This window comes from Paenibacillus sp. MAH-35 (assembly GCF_058135425.1).
Window position 1 is genome coordinate 57,714 of the sequence record NZ_JBYUPU010000034.1, and the last position, 21,422, is coordinate 79,135.

At 57.5% G+C, this 21,422-nt stretch carries 11 protein-coding genes; 6 read left to right on the forward strand and 5 right to left on the reverse strand.

Annotation, left to right across the window (positions count from 1 at the left end; genetic code table 11):
• Window positions 1-282 precede the first annotated feature (282 nt).
• On the forward strand, window positions 283-8,820 hold the full coding sequence (locus AC3Y2E_RS26305; RefSeq protein WP_379215737.1) for an S-layer homology domain-containing protein: 8,538 nt from the start codon (window positions 283-285) through the stop codon (window positions 8,818-8,820).
• A 142-nt stretch (window positions 8,821-8,962) separates the two neighbouring features.
• Here AC3Y2E_RS26305 and AC3Y2E_RS26310 read toward each other — a convergent pair whose 3' ends face one another.
• On the reverse strand, window positions 8,963-9,844 hold the full coding sequence (locus AC3Y2E_RS26310) for a helix-turn-helix domain-containing protein (protein ID WP_379215740.1): 882 nt from the start codon (window positions 9,842-9,844) through the stop codon (window positions 8,963-8,965).
• Between the two features lie 210 nt (window positions 9,845-10,054).
• On the opposite strand from AC3Y2E_RS26310, the gene AC3Y2E_RS26315 reads away from it, so the two are divergent.
• The 3 genes from AC3Y2E_RS26315 to AC3Y2E_RS26325 all read left to right on the forward strand — a co-directional run bounded on the left by AC3Y2E_RS26315 (window position 10,055) and on the right by AC3Y2E_RS26325 (window position 13,766).
• Complete coding sequence (locus tag AC3Y2E_RS26315; RefSeq protein WP_379215742.1) at window positions 10,055-10,915, forward strand: phytanoyl-CoA dioxygenase family protein; 861 nt, start codon at window positions 10,055-10,057, stop codon at window positions 10,913-10,915.
• Window positions 10,916-11,680: 765 nt separating this feature from the next.
• A complete protein-coding gene (locus AC3Y2E_RS26320; RefSeq protein WP_379215744.1) occupies window positions 11,681-12,865 on the forward strand; it encodes an RNA polymerase sigma factor in 1,185 nt (394 codons plus the stop codon).
• 118 nt (window positions 12,866-12,983) lie between these two features.
• The gene (locus AC3Y2E_RS26325) at window positions 12,984-13,766 is read left to right on the forward strand and encodes a class I SAM-dependent methyltransferase (RefSeq protein WP_379215759.1); all 783 of its coding nucleotides are present in this window, start codon (window positions 12,984-12,986) and stop codon (window positions 13,764-13,766) included.
• An 80-nt stretch (window positions 13,767-13,846) separates the two neighbouring features.
• Here AC3Y2E_RS26325 and AC3Y2E_RS26330 read toward each other — a convergent pair whose 3' ends face one another.
• Entirely contained in the window at window positions 13,847-14,731 is an 885-nt protein-coding gene (locus AC3Y2E_RS26330; protein ID WP_379215746.1) for a helix-turn-helix domain-containing protein, read from the reverse strand.
• 210 nt (window positions 14,732-14,941) lie between these two features.
• Here AC3Y2E_RS26330 and AC3Y2E_RS26335 point away from each other — a divergent pair, with 210 nt between their 5' ends.
• Entirely contained in the window at window positions 14,942-16,267 is a 1,326-nt protein-coding gene (locus AC3Y2E_RS26335) for an ABC transporter substrate-binding protein (protein ID WP_379215748.1), read from the forward strand.
• Window positions 16,268-16,314: 47 nt separating this feature from the next.
• A complete protein-coding gene (locus AC3Y2E_RS26340) occupies window positions 16,315-17,679 on the forward strand; it encodes an FAD-dependent oxidoreductase (RefSeq protein ID WP_379215750.1) in 1,365 nt (454 codons plus the stop codon).
• A gap of 291 nt (window positions 17,680-17,970) precedes the next feature.
• On the opposite strand, the gene AC3Y2E_RS26345 is transcribed toward AC3Y2E_RS26340, so the two are convergent.
• From AC3Y2E_RS26345 to AC3Y2E_RS26355, 3 genes are all read right to left on the reverse strand, one after another.
• Window positions 17,971-19,371, reverse strand: a complete 1,401-nt coding sequence (locus AC3Y2E_RS26345; protein ID WP_379215752.1) for an ADP-ribosylglycohydrolase family protein — start codon at window positions 19,369-19,371, stop codon at window positions 17,971-17,973.
• A gap of 72 nt (window positions 19,372-19,443) precedes the next feature.
• Window positions 19,444-20,313 (reverse strand): AraC family transcriptional regulator, encoded by an 870-nt coding sequence (locus tag AC3Y2E_RS26350; protein WP_379215754.1) that lies wholly within the window; start codon window positions 20,311-20,313, stop codon window positions 19,444-19,446.
• Between the two features lie 62 nt (window positions 20,314-20,375).
• Complete coding sequence (locus AC3Y2E_RS26355; RefSeq protein ID WP_379215757.1) at window positions 20,376-21,266, reverse strand: helix-turn-helix domain-containing protein; 891 nt, start codon at window positions 21,264-21,266, stop codon at window positions 20,376-20,378.
• Window positions 21,267-21,422 lie beyond the last annotated feature (156 nt).

Below are 21,422 nucleotides of genomic sequence, written 5' to 3' on the forward strand. Positions count from 1 at the left end.
TCAACAGACCGTCCGGACTTTTACCGGACGGTTTTTTGGCTTTCTCAATCGGATTGTCATCGAGTGACAAAAGTGGTGACAACGCGCTCCCAGATATGGGCCGTTCGTTGCTATGTTGCGGATGGCGCCTCTCCTATAATGAAAAAGGAAAAAACTGCACGCATTGCCAACAAATCGAGGGAGGAAGAGGAGATGAGGCACGGATGAAGCGCGAAGTCGGGTACGGACAGAAGCCGATGCCGGGTTATGGATCAATCCGCGAGTAGGAGAAGGAGCAGTGCAATGGGAAACCGTAATCGATTTTTGGGGAAAACGCTTTGTTTGACGCTGGCGCTTTCGATTCCGCTGTCCGGTCTGCTGGCGCAGACGGGAATCGGGGGGACTGCGGCGGCCGAGGCGAATACATCGGAAACGATGCTGAGAAGCTTGTTCGGCGGGTTGACCACAGAGTCGATCACGTCGCAGGTCGCGACGCCGGAGTTGAACGACGATCCGATCGTTAAGCAGAGCCTCGGTTTATTTGTTGCAGAGGCCGGGGGTGTCGCCAATGCCGTATACGCGGCGGAGAAGCCGGCTTCGCCGGTATTGGACCCGCTGCCCGCCTACTCGAACCTTTCAAGCATCGTCGTAACGGGAAGCGCGGCGGCGGGAGCGTCCGTAACGGTAAGTTATGCGTGGAACGGGGGAGGCGAAACCGCAGCGGGAACCGTCACAGCCGACGCTTCCGCGGCATTTCGGTTCGATTTGCCGCTGATGGAGGAAGGGGAGTACCGGATTACCGCCATAGCGAGTCAGAACGGGACGTCGAGTGACCGTTCCGGGCCGGCTGTCGTCATAGCCGACCGTACGCCGCCGCAGAGAGTTGAGAATGCGGGCTGGAAGCTGCTGTATCCGTCCAATATGACGGTGCTGCTGCAGTGGATGCCTCCGCTTGTCCCGGACGGACAGGGCGGCATGAAGCCCGATGCTTCGATCGCCCGCTATACCGTGTCCGATACGTCGGATACGCAGCTTCGGGAAACGGCAGGGCTTGAGGCGATCATGGAAGGACTGGAGCCTGCGCGCATGTATCCGTATCGGGTTCGTGCGGTCGATCAGGCCGGCAACGTATCCGACTACGAGACGATTTATGCGGGAACGTCGCCTGCCGGGGAGGTCAAGTTGACCGATTTTGCCTTCGAGGTGCCTATGCCTCCCGCAATGAGCGGCGATGGCGGCACGATCCTGTACACGGACGAGGAGAACCGGCTGTACCGCGTCGATACGACGACAGGAGATCACACGGAAGTGGTTCTGACGCGCGACAGGGAAGCGCCGGACGGCACAATCCGGGAACTGGCCGTCAACCGTGCCGGGAACCGCTTCGCCTTCTCGTCGGATGCGGCCAATCTGCGGGTCGCCCAAAATCCGAACGGAGCGCCGAATGCCGTCTATGTGTATGACACGGATACGGAGCTGATCGGTCTTGTGTCTACGCCCGGACAGCGGGCAGGCAAACCGGTCTTGAGCGGAAGCGGGCAGTTGCTCGCCTTTGTGGAGAACGGCCAGGTTTACGTGCACGACCGGGCCGACAATTCCGTCAGGCTGGTAAGCGGAGCGGAGGGCGGAGCAGCCGGTAACGGCATCAGCGACTTTCCGGCGATCAGCGCGGACGGGCGGCGGATCGCTTATGAGACGACTTCGACGAACCTGAAGGGGGCCGCAACGAGCGGGGGCGGGTCCAACGCCATCGCCGTGTACGACGTCGCCTCGGACCGGCACGTATGGGTGGCCGGAGGCGGCGGTTCGAGCCGCAACCCGGCGATCAGCGCCGACGGCGCGTTTGTCGTGTACCGGGGCAGTTTTGGCGGCTTCCTCAAGCTGCATATGCTCGATATGCGGGACCCGGACAGCGCCAATTGGACCAATGAGGCGTTCCCGGACAACCGCTCTACGAATCAGCGGAAGGACAAATCTTACAGTCGGGTCGCGATCAGCGGCGACGGCAGCTATGCGGTTGCGACACTGCATGACTATAACCCGCAAGGAAGCCCGTATGCCAATTCGTATGCCGAGCGGTTCAACCGTCAGACCGGAGCGGTCGATACCGTCGGCAATCCGGCCTCCAACGCCCCGTTCGCCTTGATTGACGAAACGGGCAACCGGATCGTTTATGTGAGGGACGGCGGTTTGTACACGTACTGCTACGGAGTATGCGTGCAGCCCGAACCCTCGGATGATATCGAATCGGTTAATTGGTCGGCGGCAAGCGGCGATCAGACGTCCGGCAGTGTGAATCCCGGCGCCGTTGTCACGATTCAAGCGTTCGGCAAGCCGGGAGGCGATGTCGTGGCCGAGGTTGCTTACCGCGAGATGATCGAGGGAGATCCGGCCCGTGAGCGTGCGGCGAAGAAAACGCTGGCGATGACGGAAACGCCAGGCGGTTCCGGCTTGTACCGGGCGACGTTCTCCGTAGCCGAAGGCATAACGCAAATCGACTCCATCGCCGCCCGGCCGGCAGGCGGCGGAGATTCGCGGTACGCGCCTCAGACGCCGATTCACGTCGCCGGCAAGCTGTTGGTCACGATTGAGGCTCCATATCCCGGCTTGCTCGACACACTCCAGCTCGCGCTGCAAAGCTCGGAAGGACTGTCAATGAAGAGGCCGCTGGCCGCAGGGCAGACGCGTTACGAGTTGATGTGGCCGGCAGATCCCGGCGTGACCTTGGAGATCCGCGACGCGAGCGGCGCAGAAGTTTACGCCAGACAAAGCGGCGTAGCGGTTCACAAGGGAGCGGCGACACCAGTCGCGCTGGCTCCGGTCATTCCCGCCACCCTGTCCGTCGAGGTGTTGCACGGCTTTCGCCCGGTGGTTGCACAACTGACGTTCAAGGACGAGAGCGGCGCGACGATCGGCAGCATGACCACAGACAGTATGGGTAAGGCTGTCTTGTCGGGCCGTCAGGCCGGCGAAACCGTAACGGTATCAGTCGCGCCTCCGAACGAATATGCCGTGCCGGCCGATCGGCAGGTTACGCTCCGCATCGGGAACGAATCGCTGCAAGTTTCGCTCGAAAAGTGGAGCGATACGGTAGGAAGCTATAAAATCGAGTTCGACCGCGAGGTTGGCCGGGAACCGTTTAAACTGTCGGTAATCGGCAGCGAGGTCCGCGTGACGGCCAGAGCGAAAAGCGGTATTGCGCTGCGGGCCAAAATCGTCAAGGAGGTGTGGAACGGCGGGGAGTCGACCGTACCGGCAGACGAGTGGATCGGGTTTGCCGAATTGCCGGATGATCCGGGAGGTTATACGGGGAGCTTCGCGATCGCCGAAGGAACCGCCTCATTAAAGGAGCTCACGTTCGAAGCAAACGGCGTCTTGTTCGCCGAAACGTATCCGATCCGAAAACATGTGGCAAGCCGGCTCCAGGTCCAACTTGACGTGCTTCCCGATTCGGAATGGTCGGCCAAATTGGCAGGCGCTGCGTTAGATATGTCGTCTTCCGGCGGTTCGAATCTGTTCTATTACTCGGAGAGGAAGACGGTCGGCGACGGAACGGAGGTGTACACGTTTGACACCCCGTATCCCTTGTCAGCGCATTCGCTTATCTTGCGTCCGGCCGGGTTGAAGTCGGTACAGCTTACGGTGGCTTCGCCTGCGAGCGGGTTAACCTCGAATGTGTCGCTCGCTCCCGAATTCAACTTCGCCTTTCGCTGGAACATGAAGCAGGACGGCGTTCCGGCCATGTGGTATAAAGGGACGCTGCGAAACGTCTCCGACGACTCCGTCGTCTGGCAGAGCAGCGGATACGACTTGTTGCCCGCCACCGTCCAACTGCCACGCCGCAGTGCGTCGGCGGAAAGGCTGCAATTGACGATCGTTCCGTCAGACCCTTCGTACGAGGTTCAAACGGTCGATATGACGGCAAACAGCGCCGTGACCGCCATGAATGTCCCGATTGTCAAAAAGCCGGAAGCGCTGCTGAGCGGGCGCGTGTTCGGGACAGGTGGGGCACCGTCGGCTGGCAGCTCCGTAACCGCCACGGTCAAGCGGGACAACACATCCAAAACGTTTCGGGCGGTTACGGATAAATCCGGCGCTTACAGCCTGACCGTGCCCGCGGGCGAGGTAGAGCTGAAGGCGACGAGCTCTGCCGGCGCCGGACGATTGTCCCGCACGTTGAAGCTGGAGGCGATCGGCGAGCAGACCGTCGATTTGACCTTGCACGACTATGCCAAGGTAACCTTCCGTCTGTATACGAAGCTGCTCGGAGGGGATTGGTCAGGCCCGATCGAGCTGGATTGGCGGACTTCCGTCCATTTTCATGTGAAGCCGTCGTTCCAAGTCATGAGCCAGCAGGGGGGCGAGTACCGGGCAGAAGCCGTAATCGGGGATACGATCGGCATATGCGTGAACGGATTCGAGGCCGGACTGCCTGGAAAATGCCAAGAGACCGTCATCGACGAGAATAACGAAGCCACGATCGAGATTCGATTGGAAAATTCGGGCGGGCAAGCTGCGTTCCGCGCGATCCGCCCCGATGGCAGTGCGCCCACGAGCGTCTCGGCGGTACTGTACCAGCCGGACGGCTCGCACTCCAACTACTCCAATCTGTTGATCCATAAGGAGAAGCAGCAGTTCGTCATCCCGATCGGCAGCGCGGGCAACCACCGCCTGCAGCTGAGAGCGGCGAACGGGGATGCCGCCATGGTCGATTTCGCTGCGCGGCCGGGAGACATCGTCGATTTAGGCAACATTGCCCTGCAGAGGCCGATACGATTTTTCGGCGCAGGCAACGGGCTTGAAAGCGCGTCGGATTGGGCGACGCCGAACGGACGCATTACGCTTCGCGCTTTTTATTTGGACGGCGGCGGCTCTGGTCAAGCCGAAGTTCAGGACGCTATTCTGTCGCTTCAACTGCCCAAAGAAACGGAATACGTTCCGGGTACGCTCGTCGTGAACGGTACCGCCGCGCAGCCGTCGGCCGTCGGGCAAACGCTTGAAATCCCGATCGGATCGGTCAAGCGGGCAGAAACCGGCGCCGTGCAGCTGCAATTGAAGCTGCGTGAGCAGCCTTCGCTTTCCCAGGTCGCGATCACAGGCAAAATTCGCTATTCGGACAGCGCTCCACGCGAGGAAGCCATCGGTACGACGGTCATCGACATCGTGCCGGTTACGATCCGGGCGCCGGAGACGGTTGCGGCGCCGCAATTCAAGGTGAGCGGATACGCGCCGGCCGGAGCGCAAGTAACCGTCTATGACAACGGAGTCGTGATGGGTGTAGCGTCCGTATCGCCGGAAGGCACATGGTCGCTCCCCGTTGAGCTTGCCGACACGTTGACGCGGAAGCATCGCCTGACAACGGAAGCGGAGGTCGCCGGCGTACGCACCTACGGGGAACGCGCCTTCGTCGAGTATGATCCGAACGATCCCGGGCTTTCTTCGGTCGTGATGCGGCAGCCCGACGGGCGCGTCTACCAGTTCGATCCGGGCGAAGGAGTGGCGGTATTTCCATATGTCGTCGCCCCGAGCTATCCGTTTCTCTTCGAGCTGAGTTTCCGTGATATTTCCCGCGTCTATGACGTTTATGTGACGGTCGGAGACAGAGTAGCGCCGGCACAGCTGGTGGACGGCCGTTACCAGGCGAGCGTGCCGGTCACGTACAATCTCGGTCCGGTCGGCGTGGAGTACAGAACGAAGCGAGCGGCAGATGAAGGGCCGGGTCCGGTACCGGATGAGGAGCAGTTCCGCCGCAGCCTGCCCAGCGATGTTGCCGGCTACAGCGTCGATTGGATCGCCGGTCCGGGCGAGAGAACGCCGGATGGAACGGTTATGCCCGCAGGCGCCGCTTCCGTCAAGCTGCAGTTCAATAGCAGTCTAAAAGGGCAGATGAGCGTGCTCACGGAACCTGCAGGCGCATACGAGCCGAGCGAGCGGGACCGGCAAGTTGCGGAGCGAACGGGTGTCCCTGTATACGGCTTCAACCTGAGTCTGTCCAAGAACGAGTCGTCTATGACCGTCAAGCTGACCGGATACGTGCCGGACGGCTCGGCCTCGCCGGCGACGGCGCGCGGCGGCGGTCCGGTCGCTGCGCTTGCGGTCAAGGAGGAACTGGTCAAGAAAACGGTGAAATTCACGATCGATAGGGTTGGCCAGGCGCTCGGCTTCCGCGACATCATCGCCGGGGCGATGGACGCCGCCGATCCGGACAATTTCGCAAGACGGATCAACCGGGCGATCGAAGTCGCCGAAAACCTTTGCGATTTGCAGGCGCGGGAATATTACACCAATTTCGCCTGGAACGTCAAACTGGATATTCATATGCACGAGCGAGTCAAAACGACAGTCGGCGTGCTCGGTACGTATCTCGGCAAGGGCCTTGGCGGTATCGCCTTCTGGGGAGAAGGCTACTACATCGGGATGAAGCTGGATGAGGTCATCAACGATGAACTGACTGAGCTGGAAGACCATTTGAATAAATATAACAGCGAGTTGAAATGCTCCAAGAAAAAGCCGAAGAAGCCGGTCGCCGATCCGAAATATATATGGGACCCGAGCGGTTATGTGTATGAAGGCATTCCGGGCAACCGGGTACAGGGCGTGACCGCGACCGTGATGGAGAAGGAGCCGGCAACCGGCGTCTGGAACGTGTGGGACTCCGAGTGGTACGGCCAGTCGAACCCGCTGTTGACCGACGGTCAAGGCCGGTATGCCTGGGACGTTCCGCCCGGCAAATGGATGGTCAAGTATGAGAAGGAAGGTTACGAGACGACATACAGCGACGAGTTGGACGTACCGCCGCCTCAGCTCGAGGTTAATATTCCGATGATGTCGTTTGACGAGCCGCAGGTGGACGCCGTTTACGCTGCCGGGGGCGGTGCGCATGTGGATATCCGTTTCAGCAAGCCGATTGATGAAGGCTCGATCGGTCCGGATTCCTTGATCGTGATCGCCGAGAATGGAACGGCCGTCGCGGGGGAAGCGAAGGCGAAGGCGCCTGTTGAAGCGAACGGCAAGACGCTGACCGAAGCGGTCCGTTTCGTTCCGGCCGGTCCGATGCCTGATGGGGCTTACCGGATGACCGTATCGGGAACGCTCGCCAGCTACGCCGGGGTAACGATGGGACGCGTTACCGAGCTATCGTTCCAGGTGGCAAGGCGGGACGTGACGCCTCCGGCGGATGTTGCGGGTTTGACGGCCGGGGTGGCGTCCGGCACCGCGATCGTGGCGTGGGACGAACCGAAGGACGCCGATTACGCAGCATCGCGCGTGCGCTGGAAGATGCGCGGAGCATCGGCGTTCGGCGAGCCGATCGAGGCGGCAAAAGGCGCCGGATGGGCACAAATAACGGGATTGCCCGACGCGGACGGTTACGAGTTCCAAGTGACGGCCGTCGACGAGTCCGGCAACGAATCCGCGGGCGTCACCGCGTTTTGGACGCGCGGGGAAGATTGGACGCCGCCGCTTGCCGCTGCCGATCTGGAGGCTCTTGCCGTCCGGGAGGATCGGATCGAGCTCCGCTGGACCGATCCGGCTTCCTCCGATCTGGCAAAGCTGCGGTTGTCGTGGGCCAGGGAGGCTTCGCCCGACGACGTTCGTTCCGGCGAAACGACGCCGCGGACGGGTGCTTATACGATATCCGGGCTGACTCCGGATACAGCGTACATCGTATCGGTTGTGGCTGTTGACACCGCAGGCAACGAATCGCTGGCGGCATCGATCCAAGTCCGGACGGACGCGGCGTCTACAGGCGGCGGCGATCCGGCTCCGGGCGGCGGCTCCGGCGGGCATCCGGGTGGTCCTGCAGGCGGTGGTACCGGCAGCGGAACGGCGGCGGACCCGCATGCAGCGGAAGTGACGACCGGCCCGGCTGGCGGCATCTACCGGGCGTTCGAAGGCAAGGTGGAGCTGACCGTTGCTCCGGGAACGTTCCCGGCCGATACGAAGCTGTCTCTGCGCCTGAAGGAAGGAACGGACGCCAAGCTGCCGGGCGGTTATGCCCGCATGTCGCATACGGTTACGATCGCATCCGACGGAGCCGTGCCGGCGAAGCCGATGAAGCTGAGCCTTCGGTTCGATCCGGCAGCGGCACGAACGATCGACGTGCGGAAGCTCGGCTTGTATAAGAAAGCAGATGCCCATCCCGCCGGATGGACTTATGTCGGGGGGATCGCCGATCCGGACAGCGGTACGGTCGAAGCCGATGTAGCAGACTACGGCGAATACGCCGTACTGCTGTACGACCGGACGTTCTCCGACTTGATCGCCCATTGGGCGCGAAGCGATGCGGAAGTTCTCGTCAGCCGGCATCTTGTAGACGGTGCGGGCGCCGACCGTTTCGAGCCCGACCGGCCGATTACGCGGGCCGAGGCGACGAAACTGCTGGTAGAGTCGCTTCGGCAAGGAATGGCTGCGGAGCGGAACGGGCAGACGGAAGCGATGGCGAACGCCGTATTTGCAGATGTGGCCCCGGACGCATGGTATGCTCCATACGTGGCTGCCGCCGTCCGGCTCGGCTTGGCGGAAGGGGCCGACAACCGGTTCCGTCCGGACGATGCCGTCACCCGCGAGGAGTTGGCCGTCCTGCTGCGGCGGTTTGCCGGGCTGTACGACGGCGGCGCCTTGTCGGTGCCGCGCGGCGAAGAGCCGGCAGTGCTGGAGCGCTTCGCCGACGTGCGGGACATCTCCGGCTGGGCCAGAGAGGCGATGGCGGATTCCGTCAGCCAAGGCTGGCTGCAAGGCGTAACCGCCACTGAGCTGCTGCCGCAAGGCGAGGCGAATCGCGCCCAGGCCGCCGTGATGCTGCTTCGCGTGCTCACCAGCCTCGGCGCTATAACGAAATAAGCCGGCGTTTTTTCAACCTGGCCGTCTGGTAAGGGCAGCGGAACACCTCTGGTATTCCGCCCTCTTCCGGGCGGCTTTTCCTCGTTTACTAGAAGGACATTCGCAGCAGTTTTCCGCTCAACCGCTTTGTCCGAACCGGCGGTTATGTACCGCGTCCAGCCGGGGAGAACCGTTTTTTGTACGACAAAGGCGTCTCGTTCACCAGTTTCCGGAATTCCCGATAGAAGGAAGAGGCGCTCTGGAACCCGCATTGCTCGCAAATGTCCTCGATCGGCATATCCGTCTGCACCAGCAACTGCTGAGCCGCTTGCACGCGCAAATGGAGCAGGTACGTCTTGAACCTTTCCCCCATCACCTCCGCAAACAGATGACGGGCCCGCGACGGGCTGAGCGACATCGTTCTGGCGACGTCCTCCAGATGGATGCTCTCGCGATAATTGGATTGAATATAGGCAAGACCGGCTCGTACGGTTGCATATTTGGAATAAAACGGCTTCCATGCCCCATCCGTCTCGGCATCGTAATGACGCGCCAGCAGCGAGCATATATGAAACAGCAAGCTTTTGACCAGCGTGCCGTAGGCCGGACGGCGCTCCGCCAGCTCCTCCTGCATCTGTTGTATCAGTTTGCCGATCTCTTGAGCGATCGGGAGTTGCCCGGGTATCCGATGCGTAAACCGCTCGCGGTCATAGATGAACGGGCGGAGCAGATGAAAGTCCAACTGCTCGATCGTTGATGCCTGGAAAAATAAAAACAAGTTCGAGCAGGTGCGGCCCCTGTACGATTTGGACGTATGACGCTCGACGTTGTTGACGATGACCAAATCGCCGGGCTCGATGTCGTATTCCCGGTTTTTGAAATAAAACACCCCTTTGCCGGAAAGGCAGTAGCAAATCTCCAACGTATCGTGCCAATGAGGTATTTCCGGAATGGTCGGCAGCGTCCACGGAACGAGCGAAACCCCCGTTTCGGCGCTGGGCAAATGGTTGTTCCGGATCGCCTCGACGGACTGAATAATATCCACAGCCACAGCCCCCTTCGTATAGTGCCTTCTCGGTTCCAGTATAGGACCCGGCCAGCCGCCATTCAATACGCTCCTGACGAAATAGCCGTTTTTGGGAATAAAAGAGACGCTGCCGCCATTGTTTGCGTTAGGGATGGTCAGTAAGATGAAATCACGATCGGTGACCGGATGAGCAAGGTCAGCGGTTGGACAAAAAGGAGGGTTATTCGGATGCCAGCACATGCGACATTGCCGTACCGCTTCGAATTCGACAAGAACGAGGTGCGGAACATTGTGGAATGCAACAAGCAGCATGGTTTTGCGATTGTAAAAGGGATGCTGCCCCCGGCTATGGTGGAGATGCTGAAAGCGGAAGTGCGCCGCGTGCTCGAGCCCGTCGTACAGTCATCCGGCGTTATTACGTATACGCATACTCATTTCATCGAATTTTCTCCCGTTTACGCGTCTTTGATGGCTTATGAGCCGTACATGCAGATCGCTCGGGCCCTGAACGACGATGAACCGATCACATTGAACCGTTCCGCCGCGATTTACAAAAAAGCGGGCTGCGGCCCGATGGCCTGGCACACGGACTGGGGGCCGCTGGAGCATCCGTACGATACCAATGCGGTTTTGAACAATTCCGGCGCCAGCTCCATGTGGTTTTACTTGAATGGCATTGACGATGTGAGGGGAGGATTGGCGATCATTCCGGACTCCCATACGGAAGATTGGAACGCGCCCGAAGGCTTTGCTTTTACGAAGCACAACAAGTCGTTTTACCGAAAAGGGGACGCGCCGGCGCCTCATACTAGGATGGACGATGTGCCCGGCGCGATGCCGGTAATCGCCGAACCGGGCGATATGATCTTGTTCGCCGAGCGGACGTACCACGGGGTATACCCGCACCTGGGGACGGAAACGCGGCTAAGCTGCGGAATGAGCTTCCGCAAGATAAGCTACAAGCCCGAGCAAGTATGGCCGCTGTCCGAATCGGCGAGACGGTTTATCGACTCAAGCGCGCCGGAGATCAAGCCGTTCGTCGAAGGATATATCGGGATGGGCGGGGATTGGCGGAGCGTCGCCCGTTAAGGCGTTCCCGCAAGTCGCAGGAATGAGTCGTAGAAGCTGTCTACTGATTGTGGGCAACTAAGCGTTTCATTTGAGCATAAAGAGCGATCGTTGTGACTGGTCAACGTGGAGTTTCATAAAAGTTGATCGGAGGCCGTCTCTCAGTAGACTTTAAAACTCTCCCAAGTAATCGACAGCCTAAACGTAAACCGCTAGTTTCTTCGACCGTTAGTTTTCATTGGCGCATCCACTCCCAAATCTGTTGTCAGAGATAGAGATACTTTGCGCTCGCGCTTGCTTTCATCAATTACGAATATAATCTTTTGCCGCCAAATGGCGGCTTTTTTATCGGCTTTTAAGTTGTTCGCCGCACTGGAGCAGAAAAGGAGGGGCTTTTCTTATCGAGCCGGCAAGGGGTGAAGCCGCCCATCACAGGTGGCCGTTGGGAGCTTCTGCCCTGCTTCAAGCGGGAAAGGAACCGGATAAGAGCGGTGTGTACCCTTTATTTTGCCGGAAACCCGCCTGAATGAGGATATAAGAGCGGTTTGGAGCTGCTAATATCCGCGAAAGGCTACATCCCCCCATCAGTTGGTGGAAATAAGGGGCACAAACCGCCCCTATTCGTCGTTGCCGTCCCCAAATGCCGAAAATAGCGGGTGCCAAAGACTCTTATTTCGTGGTAGAACCCACGCACGATACCTAGCTTCTCGCTTTTTTTGATCCGATGTGGCTATTTCACGTTTTCTGGTGTCTAATGGGATGTGATGTCATAAGGAGGTTAACCGCATGCCTGCATCCGCCGAACAAATGGAAGACCTCTATATGAGGTACCACCATAGGCTCCGTAAGTATTTACAGCTGAAAGTCGACAAGCAGACGGCGGAGGATCTGACCCAGACGACCTTCGTCAAAGCTTTGGAAAATAGGCACGCCTTTCGCAATCACGCCAGTCCGTTTACGTGGTTATGGCGCATCGCCAGCAATTCGCTCAAGAACGAATACCGCAGCAAGAGCCGAAAGCGCGAACAATATACCGATCTGGACCGTCTCGAGAACCGTTTCGTATCTTGTGAATTCGCGAACAACGTAGAGATTCGGATCGATGTCGGCTCTGCGATTCGGAAACTGAACGAAACGGACCGTGAAATTCTTACGCTCCACTATGATATCGGGTGTACGCTGAAAGAAATTTCGGAGATCGTTGGGCTAAAGCTGAGTACGACCAAAAATCGTCTGTATCGGGCGCTGGCAAAATTACGCACCGATTTGGCCGACCTTGAGGAGGGACCCGCCAGCATGCCGCTCTTTCAAAACTTTTTATTCATGGATCGCCCGGCTCCCGCACATGCCGCGCAAGTCCGGGAGGATCTGCTCGGCGAGCTCGGAAGCGGCGTCGAACGGGTCACCGCTCGTCTTCAGCATCAACCGGCCGAGAAGCTGACGATCGAGATATATCCCGATCTCGCTGCCTTCCACCGGGCGGTCGGCGAACCGGACGCTCCGGACTGGTTCATGGGCGTCATTGACGGCACGACGATTAAGATCGTATCGCCCTTGAATCCCGGTCCTGCTCATACGTACAGATCGGTGCTGCAATCGGCCGTTCATCTGTTCACGATCCTCCTGGTGAAACAGGTGAACCCCATTTCGCCCAAATGGCTGTATCAAGGACTGGGCGGATATGAAGCCGGGTTAATGACAAAGGAACATATTCGCCATTCCATCCGCAAGACGGTCGAATGCGACGAGGTGCCGACATTCGAAGACTTGGAGGATGATTCCTGGGATTTCGAGCGGAAGAAAGGGTTTCAATACGCGTATACACTGGCGGAATATATATTGTGGGATTACGGGGAGGAAGGATTGAATCGGCTCATCCGAACGCCGGCTAATTTCGAGGACGCGCTCCGATGCTCGGAGCCGGAATTCCGCAGCCGTTGGATCAAATTCCTGAAGGCTCATTACGCTTGACAGCGCCAAGTCTCCCCGAGTTATGTGACCATATAGCATCTCTTATAGCATCCATACCGTTAGACAGGGAGAGTCTGTTCAACCGGCAAAAATGTCAAAACTATCGGTGGTGATTGATCTGGAACCTTCTGATCAGAATAAGCAATCATGGAATAGCGGGGCTTACCGGGCATGGACCAACCGGTTCGGTACCCCTTCCGAAGCCGCAGAGAGGATCAAACGCGATCCGGCAAAAAGAATCGGAAAAACCCTTGACTATACAGGTGATGTCAAAGATAAAAAAATCGCGAATTTGCTTGGATCGAACGGAACTAAAGCCGTCGCTTTAGCGCTATTGGGCGCAATCGTCACTGTCGTCGATTTCTCTACCGAGAACGAAAAATATGCATTGGAGCTGGCTGAAGCTGCTGACGCTCCTATACGTTACGTAGTATCAGACGTCCTGCAGCTTCCGGCCGAGGTGCCGAGGGGCAGCTTCGATATGGTTTATATGGAACATGGGATTCTCCATTACTTTACGGATTTGAATGTTTTGTTCCATGTGGTGAGCACCCTTATGCGCCCGGGCGGATTGCTTGTTCTACAAGATTTCCACCCGGTGACAACAAAGCTTATATCGTCCAAAGGCTCAACGGCCAATATACGCAAACATAAGGTAACAGGCGATTATTTTGATGCTTCGATTGAAGAAAAGGAAATTTCCTTTTCCAAATTCGGAGATGACCGCGATGCGGATGTGCGAAAAGTCCTTTTGCGCAAATGGACTCTCGGAGAGATCATTACCTCCATAGCAAGCAGCAATCTAACGATTAGACTTCTGGAAGAGCTGCCTAACCAATCTTCAGACGTCTTCGATAAAGGCATCCCCAAAACGTTTACCCTCCTAGCCGAAAAGTGGTGAGGCGATCACCGCACGAAGGATGGCAGCCCTCCTTCGGAAGAGGTTCCCCGGCCGCCGCCCATCACCCCAACCCAATTGAATCACAACACAGGAACGAACCGTTTCCGGTATTCCATCGGCGTGAAGCCGGTTTGTTCCTTGAACACTTTGTCGAAATAGTTGATGTTGCAAAAGCCGCTTTTTTCGGCGACATCGGTGACCGGTATGTCCGAATCGAGCAGCATCCGCTTCGCTTGTTCGATGCGAATACGGGTCAAGTAGCGGATAGGGGGAAGGCCGAACACTTTTTTGAACAAGCTGGAGAAATGGTACGGGCTTAAATTGACGGTTTGGCTGACTCGCTCCATTTGCACTTTGCCGGCATAATGGTGTTCCATATAATCGATCGCCGGCTGCAGCCTGCGGAAAGAGGCGGCATGCTTCTCGGCATCGCCGTTCCGCGGCTCGTGCTGATGCAGCCGGAGCAGCGGGGCCATCACCCGGTAAATGCAGGACAAAATGCCATATTCGTAGGCCAGTTCCTGCTTGGTGTACTCCTCGTACGCCTTCTCCATCGCATCGGCCAGATCCGGCCATAGCGGATGTTTGGTGTCATAGTGATTGCGGATGACGTTGGAGCCGCCGAACAAGGAGAGCGCCTGGCGGATTGCCGGATTGTCCGCGGCAAGGAGCAGCAGCGATTTATCGAACACCATTCCTTGGATTTCTCCCTTGCCGTTCCCGTTCGCATCCACTTCGGTCGTAACGGAATGGATCTGGTTGCTGTTGAAAAAAAAGATATCGCCGGCTTGTGCTTCGAACGTCTCCCTGTCAATCCGGACGGTAACGGAGCCTCGCGATACCCGTATAAATTCGAGATGCTCATGCCAATGGGCGATTACCAGAAAAGGCGCCCGATGCTGAATGGACGCTTTAAACGGAAACCGCGTTCCTTCAAAATCTTCTTTTTTTTTCATAGGCTCCATCGATGGCTGCCTCCTTCGGCTGCTGCTAATTGTATGGCTTTATTGTAGCATGACTCGGTTAAGCGTTTTACCGGAATCGCAAAAAAACATAACTTAATCGCGAAAAGTTGTATAGCTATCCCTATCGGAATCGGGCATAGTAAAGAGGGTAAACCGCGCGGGGCCCAACGAAAGATACGAATTGGAAAACGATTTCATAGGGGGATTACAATGTTTAGTCGCCGATTGCGTTTTTTTGCTGCCGTACTGGTTGTCGTCATGGCGGCGGGCTGCTCCGGAGAAAGTAAGCCGGGAGCTTCCTCGCCCAGCAGCGACGTTTCGTCAAACAAGGGCGAAACGCCCGCCGAGCCGGTTACGTTGAACTTCTATACAGAAGGGAATGCATCGGTTTTGGCGGATACGATTGCCGAGCTGGTTGCGAAGAAATATCCCCATATCAAACTGAATACGACGCTGGGCAAGGGAAAGGCTCAAATCGAGGATATGGTCGGAGCCGGTCAAGTGCCGGATCTGATCTCCTATTCGCTCGGCGGCGTCACACAGCTGAAAGAGATGCAGCTCGTCTCCGACTTAACCCCGCTGATCCAGAAACACGGCTTTGATCTGACGCGCCTCGCGCCCGGAGTAGAGGACAATATCCGCGCCTTCTCCGACAATGACGGCAAGCTCATTCTGATGCCGTTCGAGTTGAATAACAACGCTTTATTTTATAACAAGACCATCTTCGACAAATTCGGGGTTGCGTATCCGAAGGACGGCATGACATGGGAAAGCTTGCTCGATGTGGCCAAACAGGTGACGCGTATGGACGGAGGCGTTCAGTACAAAGGCTTCCGCTTCGAGGAAACGAATCTGGTGTTCAAAAACCAGCTCGGTCTTCCGTTTGTTGATCCGGTTACGTTGAAGGCTTCGGTCCATAACGACGGCTGGAAGCGGTGGCTGACTACGATGACGGCGTTTCATTCGATTCCCGGCAACACGCTGAATACGAAGGTCAGCGAGAAGGACGAGTTCATTAAGGAGCAGACGCTCGCCATGCGGACAGGGCCGAATTTCATGAGCGAACTGCCGGCCGCCGTCGGAAGGGGAGGCTTCGATTGGGATGTCGTATCGCTTCCGGTTTTCCAAGGATACGAGGGAAAAGGCTCCCAGTTTAATGCGCCGTATTATACGATCCCGCCGACGAGTAAATATAAAGATCAGGCGTTTCAAGTGATTGCGTACATGATGTCCGACGAAGTGCAGCAGATGATGTCCAAGCGGGGACGGCTTCCGATTGTGAAGGGCGAGAAGGCGAAGAGTGAATTCGGGGCCGGAATCGAAGGCTTGAAGGACAAAAATTTAAAAGCGTTCTTCATGGATACGGTCGCCAAGCCCGCGCCTTCGACGATTTATGATACGATAGCCAAAACGGCGATGGTCCAGAAAGGCATACGCGGTATCGCTGTGGACGGCAAGGACGTCAATACGGCGCTTCGCGAGTCGGAGGACGATATCAATAAACAGATTGAGGCTGACAAAGCGGCTAAGAAGTAAACGAATCGGACCTGGTCGTCAAAAGCGGAAGAGGGAGAGGGAACGACATGACCCATAAACAGGAGCAATACGATATTGTTATCGTCGGAGCGGGAGTGGGCGGCATATGCGCCGCTCTCGCGGCGGCCCGGCTGCGGCGCAGCGTGCTGCTGCTGGAGGAAATGGCGGAGATCGGCGGAACGGGCGTGCATTCCGCCGTCTCGCTGATCTGTGCGTTCAGGGACAACAACGGGCGGCCGATCAATAACGGAATTCACCGCGAGCTGTTTCCGCAAGCGTATACACACGGCAAGGGCTTGTTCGAAGTGGAGGAGACCGTTCCCACCTACGACGAGAAGCAGTTGAAGGCTTCCTACCAGGCATTACTGGAAGCGGAGCCGGGCATAACGGTTCGGACAGGACACAAAGTGACGGATGTCGAATCGAAAGACGGCTCGATCGTCTCGTTATCGGTGGAGTCGGTTAACGGGGAGACATCTCGGGTAGGCGGACGCGTGTTTCTCGATGCGACGGCCGACGGCAACCTGAGCGCCCTGGCAGGCGCCGAATGCCAGATGGGACGCGAAGAGGACGGGAAAATGCAGACAGCTACCGTGACGTTCAAGATGGTCGGCTTCGATCCTGCCAAGCTCCTCAACCCGCGTATCACGACATGGGGCGGCATCCATTCGTTAAGAAAAGAGTTGACGGTGTATTACCAGCAAATGAAGGAAGCCGGGGGAACGAACAATCCGCGCCCGAGCGTACTGTGCTTTCCGTATCCGGACGGACGAGGCATTTTGTTCAACTCGACGGCCGTGACCGATATCGACCCGACGGATGCGGAATCGGTTTCCGCAGGGATGCGGGAAGGAACCGAGCAAGCGGTTCAACTGGCCGAAGCCGTCAAGCGCCATTCGGCGTTTGCTCAAGCGCAGGTCGAATTTATTGCGCCGAAGCTGGGCGTCCGCGAAGGTCGGCGAGTCGTCGGGGATTATATGCTGACGGCCGACGATTGTTTGTCCGGGCGCACTTTCGACGATATGGTTGCCGCTTGCGCGTACAGTTTGGATATTCATGATCCGCTCGGCGGCGGCGCCAAGCTCGTGAAAATCGGCGGCCCCGGCTATTACCATATCCCGTATCGTTCGCTGATCGCGAAAGGCTGGACCAATTTGCTGCTGAGCTCCCGCTGCATCAGCGGCTCCCACGAAGCGCACAGCTCGTACCGCGTCATGTCCGGTATTAGCGCTATCGGGGAAGCGGCGGGGACGGCGGCGGCATTGGCGCTATGGAGGAATGCCGGCGATGTGCGCGACGTTCCGGCGGCGCAAATTCGCTATGTGCTTCAAGCCGGAGGCCAGTTTGTGGAAGGTCCCGTAGAGAAAGTGAGCCTGAAGCAGCCTCCGGCGGAACCGGGCATCAAGCGGTAGAACAACGGAAGAACGATCAGGCTGCCGGACAGCCGGGTCGTTCTATTTGTGTAGGACAGCTTGACTGTTGGCGTTTAAGGAATCGAGGTTTTCGTTGGAGCAGAATCGTCAGATTCAGTTAGAGGTTGGACCGCAATGCGCGAATGGACATCGAAACAACCGGAAGCGCTGAAGTAGCCGGAAGCGCCGCAGCGAACTAAGGTGCTACCTTAGTCCGCTGCACGGCTTTCAAGTTTTCCCTTACGTGTAATCCAAAGAGTGGCGAGCCGAAGCCGATCTTCCGCCCCGGAATTACGCGCCGCTCGGAGTTAAGGAAGCGCGGATGCTCCGAAACACATCATACGTACGTCTGGCGCATTCCGAGATCGGGATGGGGTGGAAGCCGATCAATTCCGCGTATAACGTATCGTTCAGCGGTTCGATCCAGTCTGCCGGCAGCTTCTTAGCACCGAGCGAAGCGCCCATAATGGAACCTACGGTTGCCCCGTTGCAGTCGGTATCCCAGCCGCCAAGCACGGAAGTCGCGATCGCGGTAGTGAAATCGCCTTTGGCGAAAATGATCGAGGCGGCGACAAGAGCCGCGTTGTTGTTCGTATGGACAGGGTGGTAGTGCTTGAACGACTCCCAGATCCGGTCGACAAGCTCTACCTGGTCTTTGGCTTCTTTGGCGATCGTGATCGCAAGCTCGATATCGTGCGCAAGTCGGCAATTGCGCGGGATTTCGCTCAATCCTATGCGTACGATCCGCTCCGGATCGCTTTCGACGAAAGCGGCTGCGATCATAGCCGCACAGAACATTTCCCCGTAGATGCCGTTCTTCACATGGGAGAAAGAAGCGTCGCGCCAAGCCAGATCGGCTGCAAGTTCAGGGTTGCCGGCTGCGCCGTAGGCGAAACCGTCGGCGCGAATTTGCGCTCCGATCCATTCCCGGTAAGGATTCAAATACGTGCGCACCCAATCTATGCGGGAATTCCAATCGTCCGGCCGTTGTCCCTTCTGATGAGAGGTCGCCTGCATGAAGTTCAAATAAGCTTGTGTCTCTGCCGTACAAACCTGTCTGTAGGCGAGCCGTCTGTGCCATAATTTCCCGATGTCGAACGAGTCGAAATCAAGCCCTTTCTCCTCCAGCATAACCAGTCCGAGGACGGTATAGCGGATATCGTCGTCCGTTTCCATGAATGCGATGCGTTCCCGCGTGCTTTTCACGCTGGCAGGGGCAATCGCTAAACCATGCTCCTTCTCCGCGCGGGATGCGATCGGGGTGTAGCCGTGAATCGGCCAGGCGTCAGCGCCTTCGAACCACAGCTGGACGTTGCGCCATCCCGGATTGTTTTCCGTTCCTGCCATGTAGGGCCATGCCTCGAGCGGCTTGCCCAGTGCGCAGCCGGCGCTGCGGCCGAGCCAGGCGCCATAAAATTTGTCCTGCCACTGCGCTTCATCCATCGAATCATTCAACAGGCGCGGACCGTCAGGCCGCAGAGCACGTATATCCGCCAGCTCCGATGGCTCCTCGAACGGGAAATCGCTTCGAACCGGAAGCGCTGCCAATTCGTCGTAGAGCGCCATCAACAGCGCTTCATCGGTTCCTGCCGCCGCGACCTTCTCGGCATAGCCGTCCACATTGCAGCCTTCCTCCTGTCTTTGCACGACTTCCTTTTGTAACAGCTCATCGAGCGATGTCCAACCCGCCATATCCGAACCCTCCATAAAATGATGTTGTTGTAGGATCATTATAGTTGCGGCACGAGTGAGACTTCTACTCAGCTATTGTCGGGTATTCTCAATAATTGCGCAAACGGAAAATTTACTGCGGTAATCTAACGGAGAAATTCCCGCGATCGATTTGAAAAGACGATAGAAGGAAGGGATGCTCTGAAAGCCGCTTTCAAAACAAACGTCTGCGGCGCTCAGGTTCGTACTGATCAGCAGCCGCTTCGCTTCGTTAATCCGCAGCTGCAGCAAGTAATCTTTAAAGCTGCGGCCAAGCTCCTCTTGAAACAGATGGCTGGCCCGGGAGGGGCTTATGTGAAGGGCATCCGCCATGTCCGTCAACTCGAGCGGTTCCCGGAAACGCTCTTCAAGGATAGCCAAAGCCGGCCGCATCCGCCGGAACGAGTCGCTCATCCGTTTCCATTCGAGCTTTGACATGCCTGTCGAATAATGGCGCAGCAGCAGCACGCACAGCTCCAGCAGTGCGCTTTTGGCCATGCTTAAATAGCCGTCCTGTTTGGCGTCGAGTTCGTACCATACTTTCTCAATTAATGCCCCGATCGGTGCAGACAGGGGAGAGGCGGAAGTCATGCGGTTGTCGAAATGATCGGAGCTGTAGGCGAAGGGCAGCAGCAGCGATTCTTCCTCACCCAGCAGCAGCCGCGGATCGAAATTGATAAAGATGTACGTGCTGGGGTCGCATTCATCCGATTGGGCAATATGAAGTTCCCTGTTATTTACAATGAAAATATCGCCGGCGGCGACCCGGTACCGCTTCTCGCCGAAATAAAAAAAACCGCTGCCGGAAATACAGAGGCCGATTTCCAGGCTGGAGTGGTAATGAAGCGGCTCCAGCTCTCGGCTCGGCGTCCAGTGGAAGGCGTTGATCGGAATATGATTCTCATAAGTAATAGTCAGCCTCATCGGGAACCTCGGATTCTCATGTTTTACACCGGGCATCCCAAAGAAATCGGGAGAAACGCCGGTTAAGGCTGACGCGGCCCCTGTGTCTTCGTCTCCCGCCGCTCCTGCTGCTGATATTGGCGGGGGGAGCAGCCGTATTTGCTGCGGAACACCCGTTCGAAGTGGGTCAAGGTGCGAAAGCCGGAAGCGTAGCAAATATCGGTTACCGGCCGGTCCGAAGCAAGGAGCAGGGCAGCTCCGAATTCGAGCCGCAAGTTCTGCAGGTAGTGCTGGAACGTATGGCCGGTCGTCTGCCGGAAGCATGTGCTGAAGTAGCCGGGTGCGAGATTGGCCTCCCTGGCGGCATCCTGCAACCGCAGCGGTTCCCGGAAGTGATGATGAATGAAGGGAAGGGCGTTCGCAACCGCGACGTGGCCCGAAGTCGCAGTCTCTACTCCCAGTAATCCTCGGTCGGCCGAGCTGATCTCCCGCTGGCGAAGCAGTTCGATCAGGATGCGTTCCAGCGCTCCTTTGACCATCAGCCGCTGGGCGATCTTCGGCTCCCGCACCTCCCGGTCGATAACCCTATATTCCTGCTCCACCCGCAGCAGTGCATCGTGGTCCAGACGGATCATCCGGCTGGTATTGCCGTAAAGCAGCAATTCGCGCAGCTCGCCGACCAGCATATCTTCCGAGAAGATTACGTTATAGATATGCAGGACGGAATCGGGATAAACTTCGTGAAAATCCGCCGGGGTTAGCAGGAAAAGACTGCCTCTCTCCAGCGGATGGGAGACTCCGTTCAAGACGTTCGTTCCTGTTCCTTCCGTGATGACGCACATTTCGTAAAATTCGTGCCAATGAAGCGGAGACGGCTTCGTCAGCTGTTGTACAAAGATGTTGAACGACCGGTTAAGCTCCATATACTGCTCATTCAACAGCCGCCTTGGCTGAGTGCCGCTCTCCCGCTTCATCGGATCATTCCTTTCCTTTAACAGGCGTCTATACGTTCTCGAAACGGCTTCCTGCTACATCCCGTCCTCGGGCAAGCCATACCTTGTGATTCTCATTGCGCTCCGGAATGACGCGCGTTTCCGTAGAGAAATAACGCATCGTATAGCCGCATCTGC

Bases quoted from the DNA above. Each gene is read 5' to 3' on its own strand.
- AC3Y2E_RS26305 (WP_379215737.1), top strand. From the start codon at position 283: ATGGGAAACCGTAATCGATTTTTGGGGAAAACGCTTTGTTTGACGCTG.
- AC3Y2E_RS26315 (WP_379215742.1), top strand. From the start codon at position 10,055: ATGCCAGCACATGCGACATTGCCGTACCGCTTCGAATTCGACAAGAAC.
- AC3Y2E_RS26320 (WP_379215744.1), top strand. From the start codon at position 11,681: ATGCCTGCATCCGCCGAACAAATGGAAGACCTCTATATGAGGTACCAC.
- AC3Y2E_RS26330 (WP_379215746.1), bottom strand. From the start codon at position 14,731: ATGGAGCCTATGAAAAAAAAAGAAGATTTTGAAGGAACGCGGTTTCCG.
- AC3Y2E_RS26335 (WP_379215748.1), top strand. From the start codon at position 14,942: ATGTTTAGTCGCCGATTGCGTTTTTTTGCTGCCGTACTGGTTGTCGTC.
- AC3Y2E_RS26340 (WP_379215750.1), top strand. From the start codon at position 16,315: ATGACCCATAAACAGGAGCAATACGATATTGTTATCGTCGGAGCGGGA.
- AC3Y2E_RS26345 (WP_379215752.1), bottom strand. From the start codon at position 19,371: ATGGCGGGTTGGACATCGCTCGATGAGCTGTTACAAAAGGAAGTCGTG.
- AC3Y2E_RS26350 (WP_379215754.1), bottom strand. From the start codon at position 20,313: ATGAGGCTGACTATTACTTATGAGAATCATATTCCGATCAACGCCTTC.
- AC3Y2E_RS26355 (WP_379215757.1), bottom strand. From the start codon at position 21,266: ATGAAGCGGGAGAGCGGCACTCAGCCAAGGCGGCTGTTGAATGAGCAG.